The 14,509-nt window shown below is 67.7% G+C and carries 16 protein-coding genes; 6 read left to right on the top strand and 10 right to left on the bottom strand.

The window, feature by feature from the left end; translation table 11 throughout:
* Positions 1 to 25: 25 nt before the first annotated feature.
* From D9601_RS14370 to D9601_RS14360, 3 genes are all read right to left on the bottom strand, one after another.
* A complete protein-coding gene (locus D9601_RS14370) occupies positions 26 to 589 on the bottom strand; it encodes a PaaI family thioesterase (protein ID WP_332838010.1) in 564 nt (187 codons plus the stop codon).
* 1 nt (position 590) lies between these two features.
* Positions 591 to 1,376 (bottom strand): succinate dehydrogenase iron-sulfur subunit, encoded by a 786-nt coding sequence (locus D9601_RS14365; RefSeq protein ID WP_198354722.1) that lies wholly within the window; start codon positions 1,374 to 1,376, stop codon positions 591 to 593.
* A gap of 74 nt (positions 1,377 to 1,450) precedes the next feature.
* Positions 1,451 to 2,026, bottom strand: a complete 576-nt coding sequence (locus D9601_RS14360) for a ClpP family protease (protein WP_198354721.1) — start codon at positions 2,024 to 2,026, stop codon at positions 1,451 to 1,453.
* A 104-nt stretch (positions 2,027 to 2,130) separates the two neighbouring features.
* On the opposite strand from D9601_RS14360, the gene D9601_RS14355 reads away from it, so the two are divergent.
* The 3 genes from D9601_RS14355 to D9601_RS14345 are packed head-to-tail and all read left to right on the top strand — an operon-like array spanning position 2,131 to position 3,653.
* Positions 2,131 to 3,135 (top strand): SDR family oxidoreductase, encoded by a 1,005-nt coding sequence (locus D9601_RS14355; RefSeq protein WP_198354720.1) that lies wholly within the window; start codon positions 2,131 to 2,133, stop codon positions 3,133 to 3,135.
* A gap of 19 nt (positions 3,136 to 3,154) precedes the next feature.
* Positions 3,155 to 3,424, top strand: a complete 270-nt coding sequence (locus D9601_RS14350; RefSeq protein WP_198354719.1) for a DUF1488 family protein — start codon at positions 3,155 to 3,157, stop codon at positions 3,422 to 3,424.
* The gene (locus tag D9601_RS14345; protein ID WP_198354718.1) at positions 3,417 to 3,653 is read left to right on the top strand and encodes a hypothetical protein; all 237 of its coding nucleotides are present in this window, start codon (positions 3,417 to 3,419) and stop codon (positions 3,651 to 3,653) included. Before D9601_RS14350 ends, D9601_RS14345 begins: the two co-directional genes overlap by 8 nt.
* Before the next feature lie 3 nt (positions 3,654 to 3,656).
* Here the strand turns inward: D9601_RS14345 and D9601_RS14340 are convergent, their stop codons facing one another.
* From D9601_RS14340 to sdhC, 4 genes are all read right to left on the bottom strand, one after another.
* Positions 3,657 to 4,553, bottom strand: a complete 897-nt coding sequence (locus D9601_RS14340; protein WP_232474227.1) for a glycoside hydrolase — start codon at positions 4,551 to 4,553, stop codon at positions 3,657 to 3,659.
* A gap of 151 nt (positions 4,554 to 4,704) precedes the next feature.
* Positions 4,705 to 6,507 carry a succinate dehydrogenase flavoprotein subunit gene (gene sdhA / locus D9601_RS14335; protein WP_198354717.1) on the bottom strand — a complete coding sequence of 601 codons (1,803 nt, stop codon included), beginning with the start codon at positions 6,505 to 6,507 and terminating at the stop codon, positions 4,705 to 4,707.
* Positions 6,507 to 6,890 (bottom strand): succinate dehydrogenase, hydrophobic membrane anchor protein, encoded by a 384-nt coding sequence (gene sdhD / locus D9601_RS14330; RefSeq protein ID WP_198354913.1) that lies wholly within the window; start codon positions 6,888 to 6,890, stop codon positions 6,507 to 6,509. The genes sdhA and sdhD overlap by 1 nt, the downstream gene beginning before the upstream one ends.
* Positions 6,890 to 7,318, bottom strand: a complete 429-nt coding sequence (gene sdhC, locus D9601_RS14325; protein ID WP_198354716.1) for a succinate dehydrogenase, cytochrome b556 subunit — start codon at positions 7,316 to 7,318, stop codon at positions 6,890 to 6,892. Before sdhC ends, sdhD begins: the two co-directional genes overlap by 1 nt.
* A gap of 142 nt (positions 7,319 to 7,460) precedes the next feature.
* On the opposite strand from sdhC, the gene D9601_RS14320 reads away from it, so the two are divergent.
* The 3 genes from D9601_RS14320 to D9601_RS14310 all read left to right on the top strand — a co-directional run bounded on the left by D9601_RS14320 (position 7,461) and on the right by D9601_RS14310 (position 10,532).
* Positions 7,461 to 8,822 carry a methyl-accepting chemotaxis protein gene (locus D9601_RS14320; RefSeq protein ID WP_232474226.1) on the top strand — a complete coding sequence of 454 codons (1,362 nt, stop codon included), beginning with the start codon at positions 7,461 to 7,463 and terminating at the stop codon, positions 8,820 to 8,822.
* 74 nt (positions 8,823 to 8,896) lie between these two features.
* Positions 8,897 to 9,592 (top strand): SDR family NAD(P)-dependent oxidoreductase, encoded by a 696-nt coding sequence (locus tag D9601_RS14315; protein ID WP_198354714.1) that lies wholly within the window; start codon positions 8,897 to 8,899, stop codon positions 9,590 to 9,592.
* A complete protein-coding gene (locus D9601_RS14310; protein WP_198354713.1) occupies positions 9,582 to 10,532 on the top strand; it encodes a 50S ribosomal protein L11 methyltransferase in 951 nt (316 codons plus the stop codon). Before D9601_RS14315 ends, D9601_RS14310 begins: the two co-directional genes overlap by 11 nt.
* Before the next feature lie 72 nt (positions 10,533 to 10,604).
* Here D9601_RS14310 and D9601_RS14305 read toward each other — a convergent pair whose 3' ends face one another.
* Genes D9601_RS14305 through D9601_RS14295 form a run of 3 tightly spaced genes read right to left on the bottom strand, consistent with a single transcriptional unit; the run spans position 10,605 to position 14,436 of the window.
* Positions 10,605 to 12,947: a xanthine dehydrogenase family protein molybdopterin-binding subunit gene (locus tag D9601_RS14305; RefSeq protein WP_198354712.1), complete on the bottom strand. Its 2,343-nt coding sequence runs from the start codon at positions 12,945 to 12,947 to the stop codon at positions 10,605 to 10,607.
* Positions 12,944 to 13,933, bottom strand: a complete 990-nt coding sequence (locus D9601_RS14300) for an FAD binding domain-containing protein (RefSeq protein ID WP_198354711.1) — start codon at positions 13,931 to 13,933, stop codon at positions 12,944 to 12,946. Before D9601_RS14300 ends, D9601_RS14305 begins: the two co-directional genes overlap by 4 nt.
* Entirely contained in the window at positions 13,930 to 14,436 is a 507-nt protein-coding gene (locus tag D9601_RS14295; RefSeq protein ID WP_198354710.1) for a 2Fe-2S iron-sulfur cluster-binding protein, read from the bottom strand. The genes D9601_RS14300 and D9601_RS14295 overlap by 4 nt, the downstream gene beginning before the upstream one ends.
* Between the last annotated feature and the right edge of the window lie 73 nt (positions 14,437 to 14,509).

Here is a 14,509-nt window from a genome sequence, read left to right as displayed (position 1 = left end):
GCGGGTCCGGGAGCATGGTGAACATTTAGGCGATGGCGGGCGGGGTCGACTTCCGCAGCGTCGCGGTGAAGCTGGCGATCGTCGAGACGTCGTCCTGCACGATCAGTCCACGCAAAAACAGAAGTCGGCCGGTTTCCCGTAGAAGCTCGATCCGTGCCTCGACCGGACGGTCGATCGCCCCGCCGCCGATGAATTGCGTCGCGAGGTCGAGCGTCACCCCGCCGCCGGCCTGCAGCAAATCGAAACCCCGGGCCGCCGCGAACAGGGCGCAATCGATGAAGCCGAGCAGCGCACCGCCATGGATCTGGTCGCGTAGATTGCTGTGCGCGCGCGTCGGCGTCATGCGGACACGCGCGATGCCGTCCTCGACCCTGACATGGATGGGCCCGAGGAAGGCATTGAAGCGGCTGCTGTCACCCAACTGCCAGAGCATCCACCCGGGAACGTCAGGGTCGGCTTCGTAGCGGAACGGCACAGCCTTGCCCTCCCCGCCCGTCGCCCCGGCCGCACCAAAGGCCGCCGTACCACTCCCGTCGGGCGAGGCAGGGACCGGCGCAGAGTCGGCCGGACGAGGGTGTTCGAGCGCCAAGTTACAGGATGCGCTCGGCTTCCATCTTCTTGACCTCGGCGATCGCCTTGGCCGGGTTCAACCCCTTCGGGCAGGTGTTGGCGCAGTTCATGATCGTGTGGCAGCGATACAGGCGGAAGGGATCTTCCAGCTGGTCGAGCCGCTCGCCGGTCATCTCGTCACGGCTGTCGGCAAGCCAGCGATAGGCCTGCAGCAGGATCGCCGGGCCGAGGAACTTGTCGGCATTCCACCAATAGCTCGGACAGGACGTCGAGCAGCAAGCGCACAGGATGCACTCGTACAGCCCGTCCAGCTTGGCGCGATCCTCCGGCGACTGAAGCCGCTCCTTGCCCGACGGCGGCGGGCTGACCGTCTGCATCCACGGTTTGATCGAGCTGTACTGCGCGTAGAAGTGCGTGAAATCGGGCACCAGGTCCTTGATCACGTCCATCGACGGCAACGGCGTGATCTTCACCTCGCCGCGAATGTCCTCGATCGCGGTGGTGCAGGCGAGGCCGTTGCGGCCGTCGATATTCATCGAGCACGATCCGCAAATGCCTTCGCGGCACGAACGACGGAAGGTCAGCGAACTGTCCTGCTCGCCCTTCATCTTGATCAGCGCGTCGAGCACCATCGGACCGCAGCTATCGAGGTCGATCTCGAACGTGTCGTACCGCGGGTTCTCGCCCGTGTCGGGGTCGTAGCGATAGACCTTGAAGGTCTTGACGCGCTTGGCGTCGCCATTCGCTTTATGGACCTTGCCCTTGGCGCGAACCTTGCTGTTCTTGGGCAGGGTGAAGTCGGCCATCGCCGCAGCGCTCCTTGAATTGCTGCACCTGCGGCTATGCCTTTCGCCGCGCGGGTGCAACCCCCAAGGTGGGGTTAGATCACGTCGAGCACCAGTCCCAGCGCCTTGGCCTCCTCGGCCTCGACGTACCAGTTGCTCCGCGCGCGATCGCGCAACTGCTCGAACGTGACCTGCGAGCCGGCGACGATCGCGCGGAACCCTTCCTCCTGGATCAGGACCGACTGTTCGATCTCATGCAACTTGGCCTTCAGCACGACAGGTAGGGTGGTGAGCGGCCCCGAAAGATCGAGACTGCCGGTCATCTGGCGTTCGTGCAGCATCAGCCGGGTGTTGCGGGTCAGGAAACGGCGCTCGACAGGAAATGCAGCCATGAAGGTGGCGCCGGCGGAATAGACGGCGACCTTGCCCAGAAACAGGGCGTCTCGACCGCTATGGTCTCGCAGCAGCCGAATGTCGTCGCCCATGGCCCGGCCCATTTCCGGGTCGCCGCCAAGTGTAGTCAGAGAGACCACCAGCGGGCCATCGGCGGGCGCCGCGGCGAGCTGGCTCTTGAAGCGATCGTACATCCCTTCGTCCACCGGTCCGTGCAGCTGGACATGCGGGCGGGCGAGCAGAGGATAGTCGCGGGCGGTATTGGGGGCCTGGATCATGGCGTGCGAACCATTCGCATCACTGTCCGGTTCCGCGCGAATCGCGGCGGAACCCGCGCCCGGCTGAGACGCTTGGGACGCGAAGCAACCCACGGGAATTGCCCATGAAGCCGACGCTCAAGCCGCTCGCGGAACAGGTCATCGTCATCACCGGCGCAAGTTCCGGCATCGGACTTGCTACCGCTTGCGCGGCTGCGGAGGCCGGCGCGCGGGTGCTGCTGATCGCGCGGGAGGACAAGGACCTGCGCCCGATCGTTGCCGAGATCGTGGCGAGCGGCGGCACCGCCGACGCCTTCGCCGCCGACGTCGGCGACGCAGCGCGTTTGCGTGCCGCGGCCGCCCATGCGGTGCAGCGGTTCGGGCGGATCGACACTTGGATCAACGGCGCCGGGGTCGCGATCTACGCCGCGCTGCGCGAGACACCTGCCGAGGAACACGAGCAACTCTTCCGCACCAACTACTTTGGCACGGTCCACGGTTGCCTCGCCGCCATTCCGCATCTGGAACGGGGCGGCGCCCTGATCACCATCGGATCGATCGCCGGGGATATGCCGAGCCCGCTGATGGGCGCCTATGCGGCGTCGAAACATGCGATCAAGGCCTATGTTGAGGCACTGCGCATGGAGCTGGGCGAGGCCGGGCTGCCGATCTCGGTGACGCTGGTCAAGCCGTCGGGCATCGATACCCCGATCGCGCAGCATGCCGCCAATCGCGAACCGGGCGAGGCCCAGATCCCGCCGCCGGTCTACGATCCGAAGCTGGTCGCCCAAGCGATCCTGCATTGCGCGACGCACGTGAAGCGCGAGATCACCGTCGGCGGTGCGGGGCGCGCGCAGGCGCTGTTCGCCGCCCATTTTCCGGCGCTGTTCGAAGTCCTTGCGCCCAAGGCGGCAGCAAGCTTCGTCGACCCGGCACGGCCGCAGCCGCGGCCGGACAATCTCTTCGCCAGCGTGCGCACCGGACGCATCCGCTCCGGCGAACATCACGCGCGCCAGACCAGTTTCTACACCACCGCGGCGGAATACCCCGGCACAACCGCGGCCATCGGTGTCGGCCTCGCCGCCGGGCTGGGCGCGTTGATCGCCTCGCGCCACCGCACCCGACACTGATCGAAAGGACGCAAAGTTTATGGCCGAATCCCATGTGACGATCGATACCGCCACCGTGTTCGACAATGTCGACGAGCGGCAGATCGAGTTCGCCGGCGAGGCAAGCGGCGAGCGTTACGACTTCGCATTGCGCTACGACGTCCTGGAGGCGCTGGCTGGCGCGGTACCGACCGATCCTCTGCCCGTCTTCCAATTGCACAGTGCCGCAGCGGAGCGCGCCGCCACCGCCGCCTTGGCGCGCGATCCCGATCAGGAGCGGATCGTCGTCAGCGAGAACGATCTTGGCTGAGATCGACTGGACGATGAGCGCCGCCCTTGACGCCGTGCAGCGCGGCGACAGTGAGGTGCCGGAGGTGACCAACCTCGCCGGGGCGGTGCGGGCGTGGCTCGCGCTCGACAACGGCCTGCAGAACGAGGCGGTGCTAACGCCGGAGCGACCTGTGGACCTGGACGGCGAGGCGGTCGCGGCCTTCGAAGGCCAGGCGATCCGCCAGCTCGCGGATCTTCTGCCCGAGTGACCGTCAGCACACCTCGGCGGTGAAGGTCGGCGGGCCGCCCGGCGGCACGCGGGCAGGACTGTTCCAGAAGACGTCCGTTGCAAGCCGGTGACGATCGCCATAGACGGCACGCAGGACGTCGGCGAGGGCGGGATCGTACCGGACCAGATCCGCATCGGACAGCACGACAACGTCGCCGAAGCGGGCGACCTTGTTTGAGTTGAACCAGAATTGCGTGCCCTCGGCCCAGTATTCCTGGACGGTGGTGGCGGCATATTCGCCCTTCCACCGCCCGGCCGCCAGCGCCGCGGCATAAGCGCGTTCGACGCGCTGGTAGAGCAAGGGGTCGGCCTCGATCACCGCATCGAGGATCGCATGGCTGAATTCATGCACGAAGATGTTCTCGCCACGATAGCGGTCGTGGTCGAGCCCGAGCAGGTTTTCCTCGGCCCCAGAGGTCAGCTTGCCGCCCATGCCACGGGCGCGGCCGTTCCAATATTGTGCGTCGGTAAGACGCCCGATCCGTTCGTCATAATGTTTGCGTTCGCAGACCGTTAAAGCCGGATCGTCGGCTTTCGGCTTCTTCCAGTCGCGCTGTTCGGGAAGATCCATCGTCCCCTCTTCGGGAGACATCACCGCGACGCGATAGCCGCGCGCGATCAGCCAATGGCGGAGGTCGGGCCGCTCGACCAGCATGTCGCGGATGACGTCGCGCGCGAACAGCAGGGCGACCGGCGGCACCTTCGAGGAGGCAGCGACCGGAATACCCGCGGCATCGACATAGCGGCTGTAGAAGCGATCGAGTTTCAGCGCGGGCGGCGGCGCCGTGACAACGGTTGCGGCGTAATCCGGACCCTCGAGATGAGTCTGCGCTGCGGTGGCGGAGGAGAAGGCAATCAGTGTCAGGGCCAGAACGCGCATCGAAACTCACCTCGTAGATCGTATACGATGGCAGAGCCAGAGGGCCTCAGCAAGGGCACAAATGCTTCACCTTCGACAAACGAAAAGGGGCGGGGGAGGACTGCACTCCCCCCGCCCCTTGCCGCTCGACGAACGTGTCAGATCGACGTGATCAATACACCCGCTTCTTCGGCTTGATGTACTCGACCTCGTCGGTCAGCGTGTAATCATGCACCGGGCGATAATCGATCGCGGTGCTGCCGCCCTCGCCGCCCCAGCCGTCGAAGGTCGTGATCGTGTGCTTCATCCAGTTCGCGTCGTCGCGATCCGGATGATCCTCGTTGACGTGCGCCCCGCGCGATTCCTTACGGTTCGCAGCCGATTCCATCGTCACCACGGCCTGGCTGATCAGATTGTCGAGTTCCAGCGTCTCGACCAGATCGGTGTTCCAGATCAGGCTGCGATCCTGGATGCCGACATCGGCCATGCGCTTGTACAGGCCGTTGATCAGCGTCTGCCCCTCGCTCAGCAGCGCATTGTCGCGGAACACGGCGCAATGCTTCTGCATGGTGCGCTGCATCTCAAGACGGATCTGCGCGGTTGGCGAGCCGCCGGCGGCATGACGGAACGTGTCGAGACGGCCCAAGGCCAGCTCTTCCGAGCCCTTGGGCAGCGGATTGTGGCTGGTGTTTGGCTTGGTGATGTCGGCAATCCGCTTGCCCGTCGCCCGACCGAACACGACCAGATCGATCAGCGAGTTGGAGCCGAGGCGGTTGGCGCCGTGCACGCTGACGCACGCCGCCTCGCCGACCGCGAACAGGCCCGGGACGACGCTGTCCGGATTGCCGTCCTTCAGCTGGACGACCTCGCCGTGGAAGTTGGTCGGGATGCCGCCCATGTTGTAGTGGACGGTCGGCGTCACCGGCAGCGGCTGGCGGGTCAGGTCGACGCCGGCGAAGATCTTGCCCGTCTCGGTGATGCCGGGCAGCCGCTCGTGCAGCACCTTGGGATCGATATGGTCGAGGTGCAGGAAGATATGGTCCTTGTGCGGGCCGACGCCGCGGCCTTCGCGCATCTCCATCGCCATCGACCGCGACACGACGTCGCGCGATGCCAGATCCTTCGCCGAGGGGGCGTAACGCTCCATGAAGCGCTCGCCCTCGGAATTGGTCAGATAGCCGCCCTCGCCGCGCGCACCCTCGGTGATCAGCACGCCCGCGCCGTAGATGCCGGTCGGATGGAACTGGACGAACTCCATGTCCTGTAGCGGCAGGCCGGCGCGCAGCACCATGCCGCCGCCGTCACCGGTGCAGGTATGTGCCGAGGTCGCGGAGAAATAGCAGCGGCCGTAGCCGCCGGTGGCGAGCACGGTGTTGTGACTGCGGAAACGGTGGATGCTGCCGTCTTCCATGCACAGGGCGATGACGCCCCGGCACTCGCCATTCTCCATGATCAGGTCGAGCGCGAAATATTCGACGTAGAAATCGGCATCGTAGCGCAGCGATTGCTGGTAGAGCGTGTGCAGCATCGCATGGCCGGTACGGTCCGCCGCGGCGCAGGTGCGCTGCGCGGGCGGGCCCTCGCCCATGTTCTGCATCATGCCGCCGAACGGGCGCTGGTAGATGCGGCCCTCGTCCGTGCGGCTGAACGGCATGCCGGCATGTTCCAGCTCGTAGACCGCGGCCGGCGCCTCGCGCACCATATATTCGATCGCGTCCTGGTCCCCGAGCCAGTCGGAACCCTTGACGGTGTCGTACATATGCCAGGTCCAGTGATCTGGACCCATGTTGCCGAGCGACGCGGCGATGCCCCCCTGCGCCGCGACGGTGTGGCTGCGCGTCGGGAACACCTTGGTGATGCAGGCGGTCTTCAGACCGTTCTGCGCGCATTCCATGACGGCGCGCAGGCCCGATCCGCCCGCGCCGACGACCACAGCGTCGTACGTGTGGTCGATGATCTTGTACGCATCAGCCATTATGCGGCAGCTCCGAAGGCGACCCGCAGGATCGCAAAGATGGCGACGGCGGCGGTGCCGACCGTGAAGAAGTTGAGCGCGATCAGCGCGGCGACGCGCTGTTCGTCGTGCTGGTAATCTTCGATCACGACCTGCAGGCCGAGGCGGAAGTGATAGAAGACCGATACGACGAGCAGGATCATCGGAATGGCGACCCAGGCCGACGACAGCCACAGGTGCATCGACGTGTAGTCGAAGGCGGGCTGACGCGCCATCGAGATGACGAACCAGAGCATCAGCAACAGGTTCGATCCGGCGGTCAGCCGCTGGCGCCACCAATGATGCGCGCCTTCCTTGGCGCTGCCGAGGCCGCGGACGCGGCCGATGCTGGTGCCCGAACCCATCACTTGATCCCCTGATAGAGCCAGAAGGCGGCGGTCAGCGCAATGCCGCCGACCAGCACGACCAGGCTGAACATCTTGTTGCGCTTCAGCTCGAACGCGGCCCCCGCATCCATCACCAGGTGGCGGATGCCGTTGAGCATGTGCGTGAAGAACGCCCAGCTCAGCATGACACCGACCAGCCAGCCGATGATGTTGAGGTGTCCCGCCGACGTCGTGAAAACGTCGCGGAAGGTCGCATAGCTTTCCGCCCCGCCCGCCAGTGCCGCGAGCCACCACACCAGCATCACCGTGCCGAGCGTCGCCATCACCGTGCCGGTCGCGCGATGAAGGATCGAGACCAGCATGTGCGGTCCCCAGGCATAGTGGAGCTTCAGAAAGCCGGCAAAGAGATGTGGGCTCTTCGGACGAGCCGGAGTGCGGGATGCCATGGACGGTCCTCGGGTATGATTGCCCTGCCTATTAGGCGCGTGCGCCGATGATGCAAGCCGTATGCCTGCGCTCTAACTGACCATTAACCAATGGGCGATAGCGATGCGGACAGAACCTCAATCAGCGTCGCGGAGTGCCGACTTGTCCGATATCGCTTTGCCCCAGCCGACCACGATCGCCGCCGCGATCGACCTGACCAGTCGGATCAAGGCGTTCGACGGGGGTGAGAACACGCTGGTCCAGCGCGCCGTCGAACTGTGGTCGATCATCGAGCCCGATGCGGCCGATATCGTCGAGGCCTATTGGGGCCATTGGCGTCTGCAGAATCCCGGCGCACCGGAATGGTCGCTGCACGAGCGTGAGCGGCGCGTCGCGGTGGGCATTACCTATCTGCGCAACCGCTTCTGCAATCTCAGCGGCCGCGAATGGGTCGAATCGCTCGAGCGTGCCGTGGCCTCCGCCTATGCGGCGGGCGTATCGACGATGGAGGTGCTGGCGATGTCCTGCGCATCCGATCGCGCCGCGCTCAAGGCCCTGATGCAACGGCTGCCCACCGACGATCCGCGCCGATCGGTGCTGGTCGACGTGCTGATGCGCCTGTTCGGCATGGAGACCGAGCTGACCGTCGAGCTGTTCGCCGGCTTCCACGACTATAGCAATCGCGTGGCCCGCGACCGGCTGGCCTCGGAATTCCGCGAGGGTATCGCCAGCGCCGTCGAAACCGCGACCGACGAGGGCCAGGCGCTCCGCTCGCAGGCGCAGCGCAGCTCGGGTTCGGCGCGCGGCATGCTGGGCAAGGCAAGCGAGGTCGCCGCCGCGGCCGAACAGTCCGCCGTCGCGATGCGCGAGGCGGCGCAGACTGCGGCCGGCCTGATCCGTGCGATCGAGGATGCCCGTACCGAGGTCGAGGCCGCCGCCGAGATCGCCCAGCGCGCCAGCGTTCAGGCGAGCGATGCGGTCGGCATGTCGGAGGCTTTGTCGGACCATGCCAAGTCGATCGAGTCGATCCTGGGTCTGATCCGCGACATCGCCGGCCAGACCAATTTGCTCGCGCTCAACGCGACGATCGAGGCGGCGCGCGCCGGCGACGCCGGCCGCGGCTTCGCGGTGGTCGCCCAGGAGGTGAAGAGCCTCGCCAACCAGACCGCGCGCGCGACCGACGACATCGCCGCCAAGATCGCCTCGATCCAGGCCGCGACCCGATCGACGGTCGACACCAATGCCTCGATCAAGACGACGGTGACCGAGGTGCAGGAAAGCGCCGACCGCATCCGCTATGCGATGGAGGCACAGGCGCAGACGGTGACCGCGATCACCGCTGCGGTCGACGAGACCGCGCTCGCCGCCGACTCCATGTCCACCACCATCGCCGCGATCCGTGAGGATACCGAGGCGGTGGCGACCGAGATCGACAGCGTCGGCCGCGGCTTCGACCGCCTCGACGGCCGGCTGGCCACGCTGAAGTCGAGCGCCGGCGAGTTCGTCGCCAAGGTCGCCGCCTGACGCCCCTGCCCTCTCCCGTCCGCGGGAGGGGAACAGGCGTTGCCGGTCGCCCCAGCCCGCCGTAAGGGCAGGCGATGACTATCCTTCTCACCGGATCGAGCCGCGGGATCGGTGCCGCGATCCATGTTGCGCTGACCGACGCCGGCCAGACCGTCATCGGCCACGGCACGCAGAGCGGCATCGCCGCCGACTTCGCCGACCCCGCCGGCCCACGCGCCTTGTGGCAGGCCGCGCTGGAGCAGGCGGACGGCACGATCGACGTGCTAATCAACAATGCCGGGGTGTTCGAGGCCAATCCGCTCGACCGCGACCACGACGACTGGGTCGGCGACTGGGAACGGACCCTGCGCATCGACCTGACCGCGGCGGCGGAGCTGTCCCGGCTCGCAGTGCGCCACTGGCAGGAGCGCGGCACGCACGGTCGCATCGTCAACATCGCCAGCCGCGCCGCCTATCGGGGCGACAGCCCGGCGCACTGGCATTATGCCGCGGCCAAGGCCGGCATGGTGGCGATGACCAAGACGATCGCCCGCGGCTATGCGCGCGAGGGCATCTATGCCTTCGCCATCTGCCCCGGCTTTACGATGACCGGCATGGCCGACGACTATCTCGCCAGCCGCGGCGGCGAGGGCCTGCTCGCCGACATCCCGCTCGGCAAGGTGGCGATGCCCGAGGAGGTCGCCAAGGTCGCGCGCTTCTGCGCGCTGGAGGCCCCGGCCTCGATGACCGGCGCGGTGCTCGACGTGAACGGAGCCAGCTATGTCCGCTGAAGTCACCAGCTGGAAGGTCACCCTGCCCTGCACCCGCGCCGAGGCGGAGGCGATCGACGCCGCGTCGGACCTGGCGATCGACGCGGTGCTGATGACCACCGAAGAGGTCGAGGACGATGTCGAGCGCTGGCGGCTCGACGCCTATATGGACGCCGAGCCCGATGCGGCGATGCTCGCGTCGCTGCACGCGCTGGTGCCGAGCGCGAGTGGGCGCGACCCGGTCGTCGAGCCGCTGACCGACGCCGACTGGGTGGCGATGAGCCAGGCCGGGCTGGAGCCGATCCGCGAGGGCCGCTTCGTCGTCCATACCAGCGCACATCCGGTCGAGACGCCGGAGGGTGGGCGCGCCTTCCTGATCGACGCCGGCCAGGCGTTCGGTACGGGCCACCACGGCACGACGAGCGGCTGCCTGGCGATGCTCGACAGGCTGGCGGTCGAGGGCGCCGGCTTTGCGCGGATCATCGATCTGGGCACCGGCACCGGCCTGCTCGCCTTCGCGGCGCGGCACCTGTGGCCGGAGGCGGCGGTGACGGCGACCGACATCGACCCGATCGCGGTCGACGTGACGCGCGAGAACATGGCGTTCAACGAGGTCGAGGAGGTCGCGCTGATCGTCGCCGACGGGACGCGCGACCCGGCGATCGTCGCGGGCGGCCCCTACGACCTCGTCATCGCCAACATCCTGGCCGGGCCGCTGATCGCGATGGCGCCGGAGGTCGCGGGCATCGCTGCCCCCGGCGCGACGATCGTGCTGGCCGGCCTGCTGTCCAATCAGGCGGCGAAGGTGGTCGAGGCCTATGCGGCGCAGGGCGCGCGGGAGACGGGGCGCGACGTGCGGGGCGACTGGACGATCCTGCGCCTGCAGGGCGCCGCGACCGCACGGCCCGCCGCAGCCACCGACGCGAGCCGCCGGGGCGACTGGGCGACGGACGGCCGCTAGCGTCCGAAGTTCTCGAAGTTCACGCACAGGCGAGGTGGCCCAGACGGCCACTCCGCCAAAATTGTCAATTCATTACAATAGCTTATCCAAAGTGATCGGCAGGTCGCGGATGCGCTTGCCGGTGGCGTTGTAGATCGCATTGGCGACCGCCGCGGCGACACCGGTGATGCCGATCTCGCCGATACCGTGCGCGCCCATCGGCGTGTGCGGATCGGCGATGTCGGTCCAGATCACGTCGATGTCGGGCACGTCGAGATGCACGGGGACGTGATATTCGGCGAGGCTGGGGTTCATGATCCGGCCGTAGCGCTCGTCGAACTGGGTTTCCTCCATCAGCGCCATGCCGAGGCCCATGATGATGCCGCCGCGGAACTGGCTGCGCGCCGTCTTGGGATTGAGGATGCGGCCGCAATCGAACGAGCCGAGGAAGCGGCTGACCCGCGTCTCGCCGGTGACCGCATTGACCCGGACCTCGCAGAACAGGGCGCTGTGCGAATGCATCGACCAGTGCATCAGCTCGAGCGGCGGCGAGCCGGCCTGCGTCACCTGCACCTGATCGCGCTGCGCCCGGGCGAGGATCGAGGCATAGCTTTCGCGGCGGGCCGGATCGTCGAGCTTGGTGAGGCCGCCCTCCTCGCTGCCGACCTCGTCCGGCGACAGGCCGGCAAGCGGCGAATCGTTGCCGGCGAGTTTGAGCAATTCGGCCACGAGCGCATTGTGCGCGGCGATCACCGCCGCGCCGATCGCCGCGGTCTGTTGCGACCCGCCGGCCATGATCGCCCCCGGAATCAGCGAATCGCCGTAGTCGACCGCGACCCGGTCGAGCGGCAGGCCGAGCCGTTCCGCCGCGACCAGCGCGGTGGTGGTCGACGTCCCCATCCCCATTTCCGCCGCCGCGACATCGACCTGCGCGCGCACTGCGTCGCCGTCGCGGACCAGGGTGATCCGCGCCTGCGCGCCCGGCATTCGGTAATAGGGATAGGTGCCGGTCGCGCAGCCGACGCCGATCTGCCATTCGCCGTCGCGGCGCGTACCGGCGGTGGTCGGACGATCGGCCCAGCCGAATTTCTCCGCCCCCTGTCGCCAGGCCTCGACGATATGGCGCGACGAGAAGGGCAGGCCCGAGGTCGGGTCCTTGTCCGGCTCGTTGCGCAGGCGCAGTTCGACCGGATCGATGCCCATGTCGACCGCCAGTTCGTCGATCGCGCATTCCAGTGCGAAGGTGCCGACCGCCTCGCCTGGCGCGCGCATGAAGGTGTTGGCGAGCATGTTCATCCGCGTCACCTCGACGCCCAGCGTGATGTTGGGCGCGGCATAGCCGGCGCGGGTGCCGAGGATGAACGGTTCCGGCATGTTGTTGTGCGGCGTCATCACCGACAGGCCGGTGTGGATCAGCGCCTGGAACCGGCCATCGGCGTCGGCGCCGATCGCGACCCGTTGTTCGGTCAGGGTGCGGCCGCCGACGGTGCGGTAGACGCCCTCGCGCGATAGCGTGATGCGCACCGGCCGTCCCGCCAGCCTGGCCGCGGCGGCGCCGATGATCTGATGATCCCACAGGCCCTTCGAACCGAAGCCGCCGCCGACATAGGGCGAGGTCAGGCGCACCTGTGCAGGCTTCAGGTCGAACACCTCGCCGATCGTCTGCGCCTGTGCGGTGACCATCTGGCTGGCGTCGTGGATGATCAGTTCGTCGCCCTGCCATGCCAGCGTCGCCGCATGCGGTTCGATCGGGTTGTGGTTGTGGCGCGGCGTGAAATAGCGCTGGTCGACCCGGTGCGCCGCCGTGGCCAGCGCCGCATCGGCGTCGCCGATCGTGTCGGCGAGCGGGCGGCCCATGAATACGCCCTTTTCGATCCCGTTCGCCTTCGCCTGTTCGAGGCTGGTGGTCGACGGTTCCTCGGCGAAGGTGAAGCGCAGCAGGCTGGCGGCATGATCCGCCTGTTCCTGCGTCTCGGCGAGGACGCAGGCGATCGGCTGGCCGTTCCAGTGGATGCGATCGTCCTGCAGGATCGGCAGATCGGCGGGGCCGACCGCGGTCGGCGACGAGCCGAAGACGCCGGGCTTGTTCATCCGCGGCGCGTTGCGGTGGGTCATCACCAGCACGACGCCGGGCGCCGCCTCGGCCGCGGTGCTGTCGATCGCGGTGATCCGGCCGCGCGCGATCGTTGCGAAGGCGAGCGCGGCATAGACCATGTCGTCGAAGCGATATTCGGCCGCGAAACGCGCCTCGCCCTGCACCTTGAGCGCGCCGTCGAGGCGCGACACCGGCGACCCGATCAGGCCGTGCTTGCGGGCGATCAGCGGATCGGGGACGCCGCCCGGAATCCAGCTGTCGGGGGCGAGCGGCACCAGCTTCTGCATCGCGCTCTGCGCGACGCCCTGCGCCGCCTGTTTGACCGTTTCGACGATGCTCATGCCGCTTTTCCTTGTGCAAGGTCGCCGATAACGGCGGCCAGGGTGCGCGCCGCCAGCAAGGGTTTGAAGCCATTGTCGCGCAGTAGGCGCGCGTCGGCGAATTCCGCCTCCGCCGCAGCACGGATCGCCGCTTCGGTCGCAGGACCGCCACGCAGCGCGTCTTCCGCCTTGGTCGCCCGCCACGGCTTGTGCGCGACGCTGCCGAAGGCGATGCGCAGGTCGGCGATGCGGTCGCCGTCCATCTCCACCGCCGCGGCGACGGAGATCAGCGCGAAGGCGTAGCTCGCCCGGTCGCGCACCTTGCGATAGGTCGAGCGCGCCGCCAGCGGCAGCGCCGGCAGTTCCACCGCGGTGATCAGATCGCCGGGCTGCAGCACGGTGTCGCGGTCCGGCGTATCGCCGGGCAGCCGGTGCAGTTCGCCGAAGGCGATCGTACGCCGGCCGTCCGCGCCCTCGACATGGACGGTCGCGTCGAGCGCGGCCAGCGCGACGCACATGTCCGACGGATGCGTCGCGACGCAGGCGTCGGAGGCGCCGAGCACGGCGTGAATACGATTGAAGCCGTCGCGCGCATCGCAGCCCGATCCCGGCGCGCGCTTGTTGCAGCGCGAACCGTCGGTGTCGTAGAAATAGGTGCAGCGCGTCCGCTGCAGCAGATTGCCGCCGACGGTCGCCATGTTGCGGATCTGGGCCGAGGCGCCGGCGAGGATCGCGCGGGTGAGCACCGGATAACGTTCGCGCACGGCGCGATGTTCGGCGAGCGCGGTGTTCCGCACGCCCGCGCCGATCAGCAGGCCGCCGTCCGGCGTCTCGGTGATGTCGGACGACAGGCCAGAGACGTCGACCAGCCGGTCGGGTCGCGCCACCGTCTCGCGCATCAGATCGACCAGATTGGTCCCGCCGCCGAGATAGGCGACCCCCTGCCCCGTGCCGAGGCGCAGCGCCTCCGCCGTGTCGCCGGCGCGGGCATAGTCGAACGGCGTCATGCTGCCACTTCCTCGACCAGCGTGTGCCGGATCGCGTCGATGATCCCGTTGTGTGCGCCGCAGCGGCACAGATTGCCGCTCATCCGCTCCTGCACCTCCTCGCGGGTCAGCGCGACATCGCCGACCAGATCGGCGCTGACGTGGCTGGGCACGCCGCGCTTCGCCTCCGCCGCCATGCCGATCGCCGAGCAGATCTGGCCCGGCGTGCAATAGCCGCACTGGAAGCCGTCATGTTCGATGAACGCGGCCTGCAACGGGTGAAGGCCGTCGTCGTTCGCCAACCCCTCGATCGTGGTGATCGCGCGGCCGTCATATTGCACCGCCAGTGCGAGGCAGGACAGGATGCGCTCGCCGTCGACCAGCACTGTGCAGGCGCCGCATGCGCCCTGATTGCAGCCCTTCTTGGTACCGGTCAGGTGCAGCGTCTCGCGCAGATGGTCGAGCAGCGAGACGCGGGGGTCGGCGGGGGCCGCCACCGCCATCCCGTTGATGATGAGCGACATGCAGCTTCCTCCTTAGCCTAGGTTGCCAATCTAGTCGGAAAAGCCGCGGGCTCGCAAAGCTTTATTCTTTCAA

The sequence above is a fragment of the Sphingomonas sp. MA1305 genome, assembly GCF_016107325.1.
Classification (GTDB): domain Bacteria; phylum Pseudomonadota; class Alphaproteobacteria; order Sphingomonadales; family Sphingomonadaceae; genus Sphingomonas.
The sequence above is the reverse complement of the archived record's forward strand: the minus strand, read 5'-3'. Positions and strand labels throughout refer to the sequence as shown.